The sequence below is a fragment of the Micromonospora sp. NPDC049497 genome (genome assembly GCF_044465805.1).
Classification (GTDB): Bacteria; Actinomycetota; Actinomycetes; order Mycobacteriales; family Micromonosporaceae; genus Micromonospora.
Map to the genome: position 1 here is coordinate 361,709 of NZ_JBITMC010000001.1, position 13,250 is coordinate 374,958.

General features: G+C 72.2%; 11 protein-coding genes and 2 tRNA genes. 9 read left to right on the forward strand and 4 right to left on the reverse strand.

Features of this window, described 5'->3' with window-relative positions; translation table 11 throughout:
- The first annotated feature begins 39 nt into the window (after positions 1 to 39).
- Entirely contained in the window at positions 40 to 402 is a 363-nt protein-coding gene (locus ACIBR0_RS01695) for a WhiB family transcriptional regulator (RefSeq protein ID WP_357033495.1), read from the forward strand.
- 380 nt (positions 403 to 782) lie between these two features.
- Here the strand turns inward: ACIBR0_RS01695 and ACIBR0_RS01700 are convergent, their stop codons facing one another.
- From ACIBR0_RS01700 to ACIBR0_RS01710, 3 genes are all read right to left on the reverse strand, one after another.
- Positions 783 to 2,129: an AarF/ABC1/UbiB kinase family protein gene (locus tag ACIBR0_RS01700; protein WP_357033498.1), complete on the reverse strand. Its 1,347-nt coding sequence runs from the start codon at positions 2,127 to 2,129 to the stop codon at positions 783 to 785.
- Positions 2,130 to 2,228: 99 nt separating this feature from the next.
- Complete coding sequence (locus ACIBR0_RS01705) at positions 2,229 to 3,278, reverse strand: hypothetical protein (protein ID WP_396712127.1); 1,050 nt, start codon at positions 3,276 to 3,278, stop codon at positions 2,229 to 2,231.
- Between the two features lie 201 nt (positions 3,279 to 3,479).
- Positions 3,480 to 3,647, reverse strand: a complete 168-nt coding sequence (locus ACIBR0_RS01710; protein ID WP_007464795.1) for a DUF5679 domain-containing protein — start codon at positions 3,645 to 3,647, stop codon at positions 3,480 to 3,482.
- 513 nt (positions 3,648 to 4,160) lie between these two features.
- On the opposite strand from ACIBR0_RS01710, the gene ACIBR0_RS01715 reads away from it, so the two are divergent.
- Both ACIBR0_RS01715 and ACIBR0_RS01720 read left to right on the forward strand, forming a co-directional pair.
- Positions 4,161 to 4,691 (forward strand): M48 family metallopeptidase, encoded by a 531-nt coding sequence (locus ACIBR0_RS01715; protein ID WP_357033504.1) that lies wholly within the window; start codon positions 4,161 to 4,163, stop codon positions 4,689 to 4,691.
- A 104-nt stretch (positions 4,692 to 4,795) separates the two neighbouring features.
- A complete protein-coding gene (locus ACIBR0_RS01720) occupies positions 4,796 to 5,485 on the forward strand; it encodes a hypothetical protein (protein ID WP_396712129.1) in 690 nt (229 codons plus the stop codon).
- 117 nt (positions 5,486 to 5,602) lie between these two features.
- Here the strand turns inward: ACIBR0_RS01720 and ACIBR0_RS01725 are convergent, their stop codons facing one another.
- Positions 5,603 to 6,820: a zinc-dependent metalloprotease gene (locus tag ACIBR0_RS01725; protein WP_396712442.1), complete on the reverse strand. Its 1,218-nt coding sequence runs from the start codon at positions 6,818 to 6,820 to the stop codon at positions 5,603 to 5,605.
- Positions 6,821 to 7,003: 183 nt separating this feature from the next.
- Between ACIBR0_RS01725 and ACIBR0_RS01730 the strand changes: the two genes are divergently transcribed.
- The 6 genes from ACIBR0_RS01730 to ACIBR0_RS01755 all read left to right on the forward strand — a co-directional run bounded on the left by ACIBR0_RS01730 (position 7,004) and on the right by ACIBR0_RS01755 (position 13,221).
- Positions 7,004 to 8,017, forward strand: coding sequence for a PDZ domain-containing protein (locus ACIBR0_RS01730; protein WP_396712131.1), 1,014 nt, complete (start codon positions 7,004 to 7,006; stop codon positions 8,015 to 8,017).
- A gap of 154 nt (positions 8,018 to 8,171) precedes the next feature.
- Positions 8,172 to 11,174, forward strand: a complete 3,003-nt coding sequence (locus ACIBR0_RS01735) for a UPF0182 family protein (protein WP_396712132.1) — start codon at positions 8,172 to 8,174, stop codon at positions 11,172 to 11,174.
- A 145-nt stretch (positions 11,175 to 11,319) separates the two neighbouring features.
- Positions 11,320 to 11,829, forward strand: coding sequence for a SigE family RNA polymerase sigma factor (locus ACIBR0_RS01740; protein ID WP_357028323.1), 510 nt, complete (start codon positions 11,320 to 11,322; stop codon positions 11,827 to 11,829).
- A complete protein-coding gene (locus tag ACIBR0_RS01745; protein ID WP_396712136.1) occupies positions 11,819 to 12,727 on the forward strand; it encodes a hypothetical protein in 909 nt (302 codons plus the stop codon). The genes ACIBR0_RS01740 and ACIBR0_RS01745 overlap by 11 nt, the downstream gene beginning before the upstream one ends.
- Positions 12,728 to 12,869: 142 nt before the next feature.
- Positions 12,870 to 12,946 (forward strand) — tRNA-Met (locus tag ACIBR0_RS01750).
- Between the two features lie 201 nt (positions 12,947 to 13,147).
- Positions 13,148 to 13,221, forward strand: a tRNA-Met gene (locus ACIBR0_RS01755).
- Positions 13,222 to 13,250: the final 29 nt, after the last annotated feature.

Below are 13,250 nucleotides of genomic sequence, written 5' to 3' on the forward strand. Positions count from 1 at the left end.
CGATCCACAAGATCGAAGTGAGAGAGAGGTGACCGGGAGATGAGTCTGGCGTTGGCCCCGCTCGACGTGAGCGTCGAGGTGGAGGCGAACCTGCCCTGCCGGAAGTTCGACCCCGACCTGTGGTTCTCCGACTCGCCCACCGAACTGGAACTGGCCAAGTCGCTCTGCGGGGACTGCCCGCTGCGCGTCGAGTGCCTGGCCGGCGCGGTCGAGCGGGCCGAGCCCTGGGGCGTCTGGGGCGGCGAGATCTTCGAGCGTGGCGCGGTCGTCCCGCGCAAGCGGCCCCGTGGCCGTCCGCGCAAGGAGGACATCGCCCGTGACGCCGCACTCCGGGTCGAGGCCGAGGTGCGCCTGGCAGCCAGTGGGCTGTCCACGCGCGCTGCGGTCCGGCTGGCAGCCTGACCTACCCGATCCGTTCCACCAACCCCCCGCCGGTCCCGACCGGCTACGAGAAAGCTGATGACCATGCTGCACCTGCCCAACGGCACCAACCTGCAACTACTCCACGAAGCGTTGTCCCGGGCCCGAATGCTCCGGCCTCAGGCCGCACGCACCACGAGCACTGAGGCAACCCGTCCCGCCCGTTCCGTCGCCATGGCCGGTCGTAACCGGTCCGCCCGGGAACTGGGCGCGCTGTAGTCCCACCTGAGATCCAGGGGCGGGCGACCGATCCGGTCGCCCGCCCCTGGCGCGTGCAAGGAAGGGCCCCTTCTTAACGCCTGGCGTAGAGGAAGGGGCCCCTTTTAACACCCGATGGGCAGCGGACGCTCGGTGCGCGCGGGTCAGGCGACCGGGGCGAAGCCGGGCAGCCAGCGCTCCAGGATGGCCCGGTAGGGCGCCTTCGCCTCCAGTTGGCAGAGCACCCCGATCGAACCCAGCGTCACCCGGTGGATGAGCAGGTACGACGGCGGCAGGTTGAGCTGCCGGCTCAGCTGGAACGCCGGTGACTTGGGGCTGGCCAGACGTGTCGCCTCGGCGCGCAGCCAGGCCCGGGTGAACCGGAACTCGTCCTCGGCGACGGGGGCCAGCATCGGCTGGAGGTAGTCCAGCAGCGCCTGGCCGTCGATCGGCTCGGTCGAGCTGAGGAAGCCCTCCTCGCGCAGGCCGGCCACCACCTCGTCGGCCTCGCCGCGCAGGGCGAGCCCGGCCAGCCGGCCGATCGGCTCCGGCGTGCCCTCCGGCATGCGGGCCACCGCGCCGAAGTCGATCACGCCGAGCCGGCCGTCCGGGAGCAGCCGGAAGTTGCCCGGGTGCGGGTCGGCGTGCAGCAACCCGGCGCGCATCGGCGCGGACAGGTGCAGCTCCGCCATCAGCCGCCCGGCCTCGTCGCGCTGCTCCTCGGTGCCCTCCCGGATGATCTCCGCCAGCGGGATGCCCTCGACCCACTCGGTGACCAGGACCCGGGGCGACGCGGAGACCACCGCCGGGATGAAGATCTCCGGGTCGTCCGCGTACGCGGTGGCGAAGGCCCGCTGCGACTCGGCCTCCAGCTCGTAGTCCAGCTCCTCGGTGATCCGCTCGCGCAGCTCCACGAGCAGCGGCTTGACGTCCAGCCCCGGCTGGATCGCGCGGAACATCCCGCCGAGCCGGGAGAGCTGCTTGAGGTCGGAGAGAAGGGCTTCGCCCGCGCCCGGGTACTGGATCTTGACAGCGACGTCCCGGGTGTTCGGCGCGCCCGACGGGCCGTAGCCCTCGTCCCGCCAGAGGGCCCGGTGCACCTGACCGATGCTGGCCGCGGCGGCCGGGGTGTCGTCGAACTCGACGAACCGGTCCCGCCAGTTGGGGCCGAGCTGCTCGGCGAGCACCTTGTGCACGCTGGCCGCCGGCAGCGGCGGTGCGGCCTCCTGGAGCTTGGTCAGTGCCTGCCGGTACGGAGCGGCGATCTCCTCCGGCAGCGCGGCCTCGAAGACCGACAGCGCCTGCCCGAATTTCATTGCACCGCCCTTGAGCTGCCCCAACACGCTGAAGAGCTGCTCGGCGGTGCGCTGCTGGATCTCCGCGGAGATCACGTCGGACGCGAGCCCGGTGACGCGCTTACCCATGCCGAGGACGGTCCGACCGGCGAAGCCGAGCGGCAGTGCGGCGAGCTTGGCGGTCCGGGACACGGCCCGGCGCGGGATGTCGGTCACCCGGCCATTGTTACCGACTCGACGGGTCCGTTGCTGCCGTGCGGCGTTGCTGGGCGTCACCGCCCGCCCCGCCAAGCGCCGGGCACGGCCCCGCGTGGGTCACCGGCGGGCCCGTGAGCAGGCGCAGGACGGGTGCGGCGGCCAGATCCGGCGGCGTACGCGTCCCACGCCGCCGACCTCGACGGTGCAGCCGAGAGTCTCCGGGGTGCCCCCGTCCAGGTGGGTCAGCGCCTCGGCGGTCCCGTACGCGCCGGCCGCCAGGAGCGTCGCGGCGGTACACGCCCCGTCGGCGGTGTCGGTGGCGAGCTGGGCGGCGAGCGCCGGCCAGTCCGGGTCACGGTCGGTGCGGTGCAGGTCCAGGCAGTGCAGGCAGGGGCCCAGGGGCGGGCGGACAAGCGGCCCGACCACCGGGACGCCCTCGCGGAGGGTGATGAGCAGGTGTGGCTGGCGCCGCTGGGCGTGACCGGCCGCGACCAGGGCGGCCGGTCGTGCCGTACCGAGTTGGACCACCAGGTCGGCGCGGCCGCGGCGCAGCGGGCCGGTGCCGGTGCCCGGTGCGGCCCGGCTGACCGCGTCGCGGACCGCCGGCCCGAGTGGTCGCCCCAGCTCGGCGGCCGGGATCCCGGTGCCCACCAGGTCGGCCGGCCGGACCGGGCCGGTCAGGTCCGGATGAAGATGACCGACGCCGGCCTGGGCCAGCGCGAGTGCGACCGCCGCTCCCAGGTGACCGGTGCCGGTCACCACGACCCGGGCGGCGCGCCGCCGGCGTAGCACCTGGGCGGGCGTGCCGGGCAGCCGCGCTGCGGTGAGGGCGAGGGCGCCGGCCTCCGCGGCGAGCCGGGTCCGCGCCGGTTCGGCCAGGTCGCGCGGCAGCAGGGTGTGCGCCGGTACGACCAGACCCGCTCCGCGCAGCGCCGCCAGCAGGTCACGGGCCTCGTCCGGTCGGACGTCGACGTGGGTCGCGTGATCGAGGACGTGGCGTTCGCTGCGGGTGCCGTCGAGCAGGTCGAGCAGCCGCGCCGCACGGGGGTTGGCGACCTCCAGCAGGACGGCGCGACCCGGCTCGATGCCGAGCTGGAGGGTGTGGCGGTCCCGCCAGAGCCGGCTGAGCCCGGGTAGCAGGGTGGGGCGGGGGAGCGGGGACGTCATGACAACGAATAGTGACCGCTTCCGTGCTGTCCGTGGATCGTTGTCCACAGGTGGTCGGTCCCCTACCCTGCGTTGTCCACAGGAAATCCGGGGATATCCACAACCGCTCGGTAACCGTGTCGGTCAGCGGACAGTGCGGTCCGGGCCGGAAACGGCGGAAGGGGTGGCCGCCGGCCACCCCTTCCGCGCGACCCGTACGGGTCAGACCTTCGCCTTGCCCAGGATGCGGTTCACTGTTGTGCCGCACACCGGACACTTGCCCTTGGCCATGTTCATACCGGTCTTCGAAACCTCGACATGCCCCTCGAAGTCCCGCTTCTCCTTGCACTTGACGCAGTAACCGTTGTAGGTCTGGGCCTGGTCGGCCACGGTGCCCTCCTCGTCTCGTCCGCCGGCGAACGCGTACCGGCGGTTCTCCCGGCGGCGGGCCACGGCGGGCGCCGGCGCTCGGTCTTCCGTCGCGGCCACCTTCGTGACCGCTGGTCCGCGGACCCTACCCAGCTACGGGCAGTTCCATGTCAGCTGTGCATCGCCACTGTGAGCAAGTCGACGTCGAGAGTGTGCATCGCGAATTAGGTCGGATAAGTGAGTTTGGCAGGGACACGCCGACCAAATGCCGGTGGAGGGGCCGATCGGGGCCCCCGGAGGTGACGAAAGCCGGGATGATCACCTACGGTGAGGGCGGAGAGCGGGGTGGGCCTCGACCGTCGCCACGGGGTGTGACGACGACGCTGCTCCATGATCAGTCAAAGAATTTTCGGGACTCCTGGCGACCAATCAGCATTTTCCGGGCGCGTGTCATCGTGTTGACTCTTGCGGACCCCTGGTCAGTACGCATTAGCTTTCCCTCGTGACAGCTTCCCGAGGCTGCGCGGTCCGCTGATGGCCGCGGCGCGCAAGCCTGTCGTCGAGGTGCGGCGCAGCCAGCGCCGGCGACGGACGGTGTCCGCCTATCGCGACGGCGAGCGGGTTGTCGTCCTCATACCCGACCAGTTCTCCCAGACCGAGGAGAGCGAGTGGGTCGACCGGATGCTCGCCCGGCTCGCCGCCCGTGAGGGACGCCTGGCCCGCTCCGACGCCGAGCTGCTCGACCGCGCCGGTCGGCTGATCAAGCAGTACCTCGCCGAACACGGCGCCGCAGCCGTCCCGACAAGCGTCCGGTGGGTGAACAACCAGAACGGCCGGTGGGGTTCGTGCACTCCGGCGGACCGGACCATCCGCATCTCCCACCGCCTGCAGGACATGCCGGACTGGGTGATCGACTACGTCCTCCTGCACGAGTTGGCGCACCTCATCGTGCCGAGCCACAACGCGCGGTTCTGGGCGCTCGTCGCGCGGTACCCGAAGTCCGAGCGCGCCCGCGGCTACCTGGAGGGCGTGGCCGCCGCCTCCGGCACGTCCTTCTCCGACTGACACTCCTGGGCCGGTCCACCCGGCTCCTCAGGTGTTAAGAGGGGGCCCTTCTACAACGCCAGGCGTTAAGAAGGGGCCCTTCCTTCACCGGTTAGGGTCGGGGGATGGCCCGACGTCTGGTGGTGGCGCTGCTCGCGCCGGTGTCCTGGTCGCCCCCGGGCGTCGACCCGGTCGACTGGCGCACCGCGCTGGCCGAGGACGTGGTCGACCTTCTCGCCACCCTCCAGGAGGTCGAGACCGCCGTGGCGGTCACCCCGGCGGACCGGTGGCTGGCCGACGCGGTGGTCTGGCCGGGCACCGCCGTCCACGAGGTTCCCGAACCGACCCCGACCGCCGTCTTCGCCGCGCTCGCCGCCCCACCTGCAGCCGGCGTGCCACCGACCGCCGCGCCGGGCGACCCTGCCCGGTCGGATCCGGGGGTCGGCGTCCCGACGGCGTACGACCAGGTGGCCGTCATCGCGGGGGACGCCCCCGACGTGCCGGGGCTGACGATCGGCAAGCTGCTCCGCCCGCTCACCACCCGACCGGTGGCGGTCGCGCCGGTCGAGGGCAGCGGTCCGGGGCTGCTCGGCGTGGCCGTGCGGCTGCCCGTACCGGCGTGGCTGCCGCGGCTGGACCTGGACACCGCGCTGCCCACGGCCGTGCGCACGGCGGCGCCGCAGCCCGGCGACCTCGCGGTCACCCCGGCGTGGCGGCGCCTGCGCGGACCGGCCGACCTCGCCGGTCTCGACCCGGCCGTGGAGGGCTGGGAGGCGACCCGCGCGTTGCTCTCCGGCGCCGGCCGCCCCGGCTGAGCGGCGGGAGCCGCAAGGGACGGCCCACGCCGACGTCGGATCTCGTGATCGGCCGCACCCGCGTCTCCGGGCGGGCCGCCCGGGATGAGGCCGGCCCGCCCGGGAGAGGCGGTGCGGTCAGGAGCGCCTGTCGTCGCCCTCGTCGTCGTCCGGCGTGCCGGGCGCCTTCTCCTCGGGACCGCCGGGCGCGGTGAAGTCGAAGGTCTCCAGCTCGCCGAGGTCGACCTCCGACCGGGCGAACGCCACCGGGTCGGCGAAGTCGTCGTCGGAGGGCAGCAGGTCGGGGTGGCCCCACAGGGCGTCCCGGCCGGCGATCCCCCGGTGCTCGGAGAGCGCCGCCCAGAGAGCGGCGGCCTCGCGCAGCCGGCGGGGGCGCAGCTCCAGGCCGACCAGCGCCGCGAAGGTCTGCTCGGCGGGCCCACCCGCCGCCCGACGGCGGCGGAACGCCTCGCCGAGGCGTACGACGTTGGGCAGCCGGCCACCGGCGGCGCTGTCCACCACGTGGCAGACCCACCCCTCGACCAGGGCCAGGGCGGTCTCCAGACGAGCCAGCGACGCCTTCTGGGCCGGGGTGTCCTCCGGCGTGAAGATGCCCTCCAGGGCGATGGCCTGCATCGACTCCGGGTCGGTCGGATCGACCCGGCCCATGGCCTCCTCGATCGCCTCCCGGTTGACGCGGATGCCCGAGGCGTACATCTCCACGGCGCTGAGGACGTGCCCGCGCAGCCACGGCACGTGCTGGAAGAGGCGCTGGTGCGCCGCCTCGCGCAGGGCCACGTAGAGGCGGACCTCGTCCTCGGGCAGCTCCAGGCCGGCGCCGTACTCCCGGATGTTGGCCGGGATCAGCGCGGCCGTGCCGGCCGGGCCGAGCGGCAGCCCGATGTCGCCGGCGGAGAGCACCTCCGCGGCGAGCGAGCCGAGGGCCTGGCCGAGCTGACCGCCGAAGAGGGCGCCGCCCAGGGTGGCGACCATCGACTGCATCGGGCCGAGCTGGGCGCGCGCCTCCGGCGGCACCAGGTCGCCCATCGCGCCGACCATGCGACTGGCCACCGGATCGCACAGCTTGCGCCACACGTCCAGGGTCCGGTAGATCCACTCGTTCCGGTTCCAGGCCAGCGAGGTCTGGATGCCGGAGGGCAGGGCGGAGGCCGGCTCCAGCCAGAGGTCGGCGAGCCGCAACGCCTCCTCCACCGCGTTGCGCTCGAACGGCGAGACCGCCGGGTCGCCCGAGGCGGCGAGCTGGCTGGCGGCCACCTGGCGGGCCAGGTCCCAGTTGACCGGCCCGCTGCCCGGCGCCGAGAGCAGGTGCTGCAACTGCGACATGAACTGCTGCATCTGCGCGGGATCGTTGGGGTCTGGTGGTTGCCCACCCGGGAGCGCGAAACCGAACGGAATATCAGGCACGACGTCTACGGTACGCGCGCCGCGCCCCAGGTAGCCGCCGCCCGCGTTGCGCTCAGGGCGAAGTCACCGGTTCGTCCGCCGGACGCCACCACCCTGATCGGTACGCTCTGGCGCATGAGACGTCGCGGCGTGACCGTCCTTCTGGGTGCCCTGCTCACCACCCTGCTCAGCATCGGCGTGCTCGCGGCACCCATCCCCTACGTGGTGCTCGGCCCCGGGCCGACCGTCAACACGTTGGGCACCTCCGACGGCAAGGAGGTCATCCAGGTGTCCGGCCGGGAGACCTCCACCTCGGCGGGGCAGTTGCGGCTGACGACCGTGGGGGTGCAGCCGGAGGTGAAGCTCCGGTCGGCGCTCCAGGCGTGGTTCTCCGACGACGAGGCGGTCGTGCCACGGGAGCTGGTGTACCCGCCGGGGGAGAGCCGGGAGCAGGTCGAGGAGCGCAACGCCCAGGACTTCGAGGTCTCGCAGACCAGCGCGGAGACCGCGGCGCTCGCCGAGCTGGGCTTCCCGGTGCAGGTGGTGGTCAAGACCGTGGCCGCCGACGGGCCGGCGTCCGGCCGGCTTCGGCCCGGCGACGTGGTCACCTCCGTCGACGGGCAGCCGCTGCCGGCGGCCAGCCGCCTCACCGAGGTGATCCGGGGCAAGCCCGCCGGGACCACCTTCACCGTCGGCTACACCCGCGACGGCGCGGCCTCCACCGTCCGCATCGCCAGCCGAGAGCAGGACGGCCGGCCGCGGATCGGTGTCGAGATCGACCAGCAGCAGCCGCACCCGTTCACCCTGAGCATCGACCTGGACGACATCGGCGGTCCCAGCGCCGGCCTGATGTTCGCGCTCGGCATCGTGGACAAGCTCACCCCGGCCGACCTGACCGGCGGCAAGGTCATCGCCGGCACGGGCACCATCGACGACTCGGGCCGCGTCGGGCCGATCGGCGGCATCGCCCAGAAGCTGGTCGGCGCGAAGGACGCCGGCGCGACCGCGTTCCTCGTGCCGGCGGACAACTGCGCCGAGGCGGTCCGCAACCCGCAGCCCGGCCTCCCGCTGATCCGGGTGGCCACGTTGGACGACGCGCTGACCGCGCTGGAGAAGCTGCGGGCCGGGGCGGAACCGACCCGCTGCTGACCGTTCCTGATCATGGCCGGCGGGCCGGTGGGCAGGGACGGACCGTGGACGCGTCGCGTCGGGGTGACCGTGGACCGCCGCGTTCAGGAACACCCCGTACTCTGGGTGCCTGATCGGAGCCGATCATATCGAGCATGCGGAGCCAACAGTGGTCATGCGTAGCAGCAGCCCCCTGCCGAGGATGAGCCGACGCGGACGCGTCACGATCGGTGTCCTGGTCGGGGTGTTCGTGCTTCTCACCCTGCTCGGGTGGGGTGTGCAGGCGTGGACGGACTGGCTGTGGTTCGAGGAGGTCCGCTACACCGACGTGTTCACCGGTGTGCTCGCCACCCGGCTGCTGCTGTTCCTCGCCGTCGGCCTCGGCATGGCGGTGATCATCGGCGGCAACCTGTGGCTGGCCCACCGGCTGCGTCCGAGGATGCGGCCGCACTCGCCCGAGCAGGTCACCCTGGAGCGCTACCGGATGTTGCTGAGCCCTCGGCTCGGCCTCTGGATCGCCCTGACCGCCGGCGTGATCGGCCTCTTCGCGGGGCTCTCCGCGCAGGGCCGCTGGAGCCAGTGGCTGCTCTTCCGCAACGGCGGCGACTTCGGCGTCAAGGATCCCGAGTTCGGGGTCGACGTCGGGTTCTACGTCTTCCAGTTGCCGTTCTGGCGCTACCTGCTCGGGGTCGGGTTCACCGCCGTCGTCCTCGCGGTCATCGGCGCGCTCGCCGTGCACTACATCTTCGGCGGCGTCCGCCTCCAGGGCGTCGGGGACCGCATGACCAACGCCGCCCGCGCGCACCTCAGCACGCTCGTCGCCGTCTTCGTCCTGCTCAAGGCCATCGCGTACGTGCTGGACCGGCGGGCGATGCTGCTGGAGTACAACGACACCGCGAACACCTACGGCGCCGGTTACGCCCAGGTCAACGCCCTGCTGCCGGCGAAGGAGATCCTCGCGTACATCTCGATCGTGGTGGCGATCGCGATCATCGTCTTCTCCAACGCCTGGATGCGGAACCTTGTCTGGCCGGGCATCTCGCTGGCCCTGCTCGGCGTCTCGGCGGTCGCGATCGGCGGCATCTACCCGTGGGCGGTGCAGAACTTCGAGGTCAAGCCCAGCGCCCGGGAGAAGGAGGCGCCGTACATCCAGCGCAGCATCGACGCGACCCGCGACGCGTTCGGGCTGACAATCGCCGACACAGCGCCGTACTCGGCCAACAACCTGATCCCACCGGCGACCCTGGCCACCGACACCAGCGTGGTACCGAACGCCCGGCTGCTCGACCCGCAGTTGGTCTCCGAGACGTACACCCAGCTCCAGCAGGTCCGGGGCTTCTACGACTTCGGCCCCAAGCTGGACATCGACCGCTACACGGTGGCCAACAAGACGCAGGACTACGTGGTCGGCGTCCGGGAGATCAACTACGGTGAGCTGACCGCCCAGCAGAGCAACTGGATCAACCGGCACACCGTCTACACCCACGGCTACGGGCTGGTGGCCGCTCCGGCCAACCAGGTGGTCTGCGGTGGGCAGCCGTTCTTCGTCTCCGGCTTCCTCGGTGGGGAGAAGTCGGCGGAGGCCTGCGGCTCGCAGACCGAGCAGATCCCGGCCAGCCAGCCCCGCATCTACTACGGCGAGCGGATGGAGGCCGACGACTACGCGATCGTCGGCAAGGCCAACCCGGACGCCAGCCCGTCGGAGTTCGACCGCCCGGTCGGCGAGGGCGACGACGGCGCCGAGTCCTACTACACCTACACCGGTGCCGGTGGCGTCGAAATCGGCTCGTTCCCCCGCCGGCTGCTCTACGCCATCCAGCAGCAGGAGTCGAACTTCCTGCTCTCGGGCGCGATCAACGAGAACTCGAAGCTGCTGTACGTCCGCAACCCCCGCGAGCGGGTGGAGAAGGTCGCCCCGTTCCTGACCGTCGACGGCGACCCGTACCCGGCGGTGGTCGGCGGCCGGGTGCAGTGGATCATCGACGGCTACACCACGGCGGCCACCTACCCGTACGCCGAGCGGGTCAACCTCCAGCAGGAGACGACCGACGAGCTGACCGGCCGGGGCACCTTCCAGCTGGCCCGGGAGAACGTCAGCTACATCCGCAACTCGGTGAAAGCCACCGTCGACGCGTACGACGGCACGGTGACGCTCTACGAGTTCGACGAGAACGACCCGGTGCTCAAGGCGTGGAACAAGGCCTTCGGTGGTGACCTGGTCAAGCCGAAGGGTGACATCCCCGCCGAGCTGGCCCAGCACCTCCGCTACCCGGCCGACCTGTTCAAGGTGCAGCGCAACCTGCTCACCCGCTTCCACGTCACCAACCCCGGCGACTTCTACTCCGGCCAGGACTTCTGGGAGGTCCCGAACGTGCCGGACGCCCCGGACACCGGCCAGAAGCAGCCGCCGTACTACCTGTTCACCCAGTTCCCCGGTCAGAACGAGCCGCGCTTCCAGTTGACCTCGGCGGTCACCCCGAACGGGCGGCAGAACCTGGCCGCGTTGATCTCCGGGTCGTACGTCGACGGGAAGCCGGAGTTGAAGGTCCTGGAGCTGCCGGACCAGACCCGGATCTCCGGCCCCGTGCAGGTGCACCAGCAGATGACCAACAACGCGACCATCCGTACCGAGCTGAACCTGCTCTCCTCCAACCAGGCGCAGGTCCAGTACGGCAACCTGCTGTCGCTGCCGTTCGGCAACGGCATGCTCTACGTCGAGCCCGTCTACGTGAAGAGCAACCAGCAGGACGCGTACCCGCTGCTGCAGAAGGTGCTCCTGTCCTACGGCGACGGCGGCTCCTACGTGGTGCTCGCCAACAACCTCACCGACGGCATCAAGCAGCTCGTCGAGCAGGGCAAACGGGCCGGCGCCCCGGCCACCCCGCCGCCGGGCGGCGTCGACCCGCCGCCACCGCCCGGGGACACGCCGCCGCCCGCCGTCACCGGTGAGCTGGCCGAGGCCGCCAACCGGGTCCAGGCCGCCATCGCGGAGGTCCGGGCCGCGCAGGCCTCCGGCGACTTCGAGCGGTACGGCCGCGCGCTCAAGGCCCTGGACGAGGCGATGGCCGCCTTCCAGACCGCGCAGGGCGCCCGGCCGACGCCGGCCCCCTCGGGCAGTGCCAGCCCGCCCGCCTCCCCGGCGGTGAGCGGCAGCGCCGCACCGACACCGGGCGGCTGATCCGCCCCGGAACGCCGCCAGTGCCCCCGCATCCGCCAGGACGCGGGGGCACTGTCACTTTGCCGACGGACGAGGTGCAACCCGCTGGCCCGTTGCCCCGTCCTTCCTGCGACAGCATCGAGGGACGGGGACACACGGTGGGGACATGAGGGACGCGACGAGTTTCGACGAGTTCTACCGGAGCACCGCTCGACGGATGCTCCGGTACGGCTACGCGGTCGCCGGGGACTACACCGAGGCGCAGGACCTGGTGCAGGAGGCGTACGCGCGGGCCTGGCGGCAGTGGGGGCGGCTGACCACCCACCCCGCCCCGGAGGCGTGGTTGCGGCTCGTGATCGCCCGGCTGGCCACCGACCGGTGGCGCCGTCTGGCCGGGTGGCGGACCGCGCTCAGTCGTACCGGCCCAGCTCAGGTGGTGCCGGCGCCCAACGAGGATTCGGTCCTGCTGGTCGCCGCGCTCCGCCAACTGCCGGCCAACCAGCGGCAGGCGCTCGCCCTGCACTACCTCTTCGACATGTCCGTGGAGGACATCGCCCGCGAGACCGACGTCGCGACGGGCACCGTCAAGTCCTGGCTTTCCCGGGGCCGCGCACGGCTCGCGGCCCTTCTGCCCGACCTCGACACGCAGCGACTGGAGGCCACCGATGTCGCGTGATCTGTCCGACCTGTACCAGTCGCTCGCGGCCGACGCCGACGAAGGAGGCCTGGCGGTTCCGGAGTCGGTCCGCCGGTACGCGGACCGGCGCGCCCGGGTCCGTGCCGCCGGTGGGGTGCTCGCCGTGGCCCTGCTCGTCGGCGGAGTGGTGGCCGGCGTGCAGGTGGGGCTGCCCGGTCAGCGGAACGGCCTCGCGCCGCCCGCCACCACGCCGACCCCGGCGGTGACCGGTCCGACCCCGGCGCCGAGCCCGACTCCCTCCCGGCCGGCGACGTCACCCACGGGTGCGCCGTCCACCCCGTCGACCACCGCCACCTCCGCGCCGCCGCGTACTCCCACGTCGATCCCCGACCGGGCGTTCTTCGCCCCGCCCGCGGCCTACCTCAAGGGTGAGCCGACCTTCACCGACGGCGACCCCGTGCCGGACCTGTGCGGTGCCGATCTCACCGACCAGGTCGTCCAGCGCAGGATCCGGCTGATCCTGTACAACCTGAAGCCCAACCAGCCCGAGGACTGGACCCCGTACGGCAGCTACTACCACACGATCACGATCCACCGCGCGGGCACGGCGAAAGACTGGATGGCCGACCTGCGCCGGGCGGTGCGGGACTGCCCCAGCCAGGAGATCGCACCCGGGCTGGTCTCCCGCCAACGCCTGCTGGACGGCGGCGGCTACGGCGAGGAGGCGGTGCTGTTCGAGATGCGGTCACCGGCGCGTACCGATTCGGGCGAGCCGGCCAGCGGGGAGCGCGTCCAACTTGTCCGCGCGATCCGGGTCGGTGACGTGGTGACCGTGCTGTGGGAGCGGGGCTGGGAGAGCAGCGGCAGCACCGACCGCGACCAGTTCGACGACTACAGCCGCCGGGCCGGGCGGGCCGTCGAGGCCTGGCTGGGCTGACCGGGCGGGGGCGGGGCCGCGTCGCCGGCCCCGCCCCCTGGTCCCGCGCCTCCGCGTCGTCGCAGGTGAGGGGCGGGTCGCCCGGCTCGGGCGGGGTCGTTTTGCGGTGCCGACCATGGGTGCGATAGTGTGGAGAAACCGACGCGGGGTGGAGCAGCTCGGTAGCTCGCTGGGCTCATAACCCAGAGGTCGCAGGTTCAAATCCTGTCCCCGCTACCACGTCGGAAAGGCCCCGAGGGATTCCCTCGGGGCCTTTTCGCATCTCGTGTCCGCTCCCTTGCGCCTGGGCGGTGACCCGGGCGGGCCGCAGGGGGAGAGCGCGTTCGGGCCGGGTCCGGTGGACGGCCGTACCCCACGCGGGGCCGGAATACGGGGTCGCCGATCATGACCGAGCGGGATGCGATAGAGTAATGAAGCCGACGCGGGGTGGAGCAGCTCGGTAGCTCGCTGGGCTCATAACCCAGAGGTCGCAGGTTCAAATCCTGTCCCCGCTACTGACACGAAGGGCCCCGGGAGAGATCCC

Coding starts and splice junctions, on each gene's coding strand:
- ACIBR0_RS01695 (WP_357033495.1), top strand. CDS start 40: ATGAGTCTGGCGTTGGCCCCGCTCGACGTGAGCGTCGAGGTGGAGGCG.
- ACIBR0_RS01705 (WP_396712127.1), bottom strand. CDS start 3,278: ATGACGTCCCCGCTCCCCCGCCCCACCCTGCTACCCGGGCTCAGCCGG.
- ACIBR0_RS01715 (WP_357033504.1), top strand. CDS start 4,161: ATGGCCGCGGCGCGCAAGCCTGTCGTCGAGGTGCGGCGCAGCCAGCGC.
- ACIBR0_RS01720 (WP_396712129.1), top strand. CDS start 4,796: ATGGCCCGACGTCTGGTGGTGGCGCTGCTCGCGCCGGTGTCCTGGTCG.
- ACIBR0_RS01725 (WP_396712442.1), bottom strand. CDS start 6,820: ATGCAGCAGTTCATGTCGCAGTTGCAGCACCTGCTCTCGGCGCCGGGC.
- ACIBR0_RS01730 (WP_396712131.1), top strand. CDS start 7,004: ATGAGACGTCGCGGCGTGACCGTCCTTCTGGGTGCCCTGCTCACCACC.
- ACIBR0_RS01735 (WP_396712132.1), top strand. CDS start 8,172: ATGCGTAGCAGCAGCCCCCTGCCGAGGATGAGCCGACGCGGACGCGTC.
- ACIBR0_RS01740 (WP_357028323.1), top strand. CDS start 11,320: ATGAGGGACGCGACGAGTTTCGACGAGTTCTACCGGAGCACCGCTCGA.
- ACIBR0_RS01745 (WP_396712136.1), top strand. CDS start 11,819: ATGTCGCGTGATCTGTCCGACCTGTACCAGTCGCTCGCGGCCGACGCC.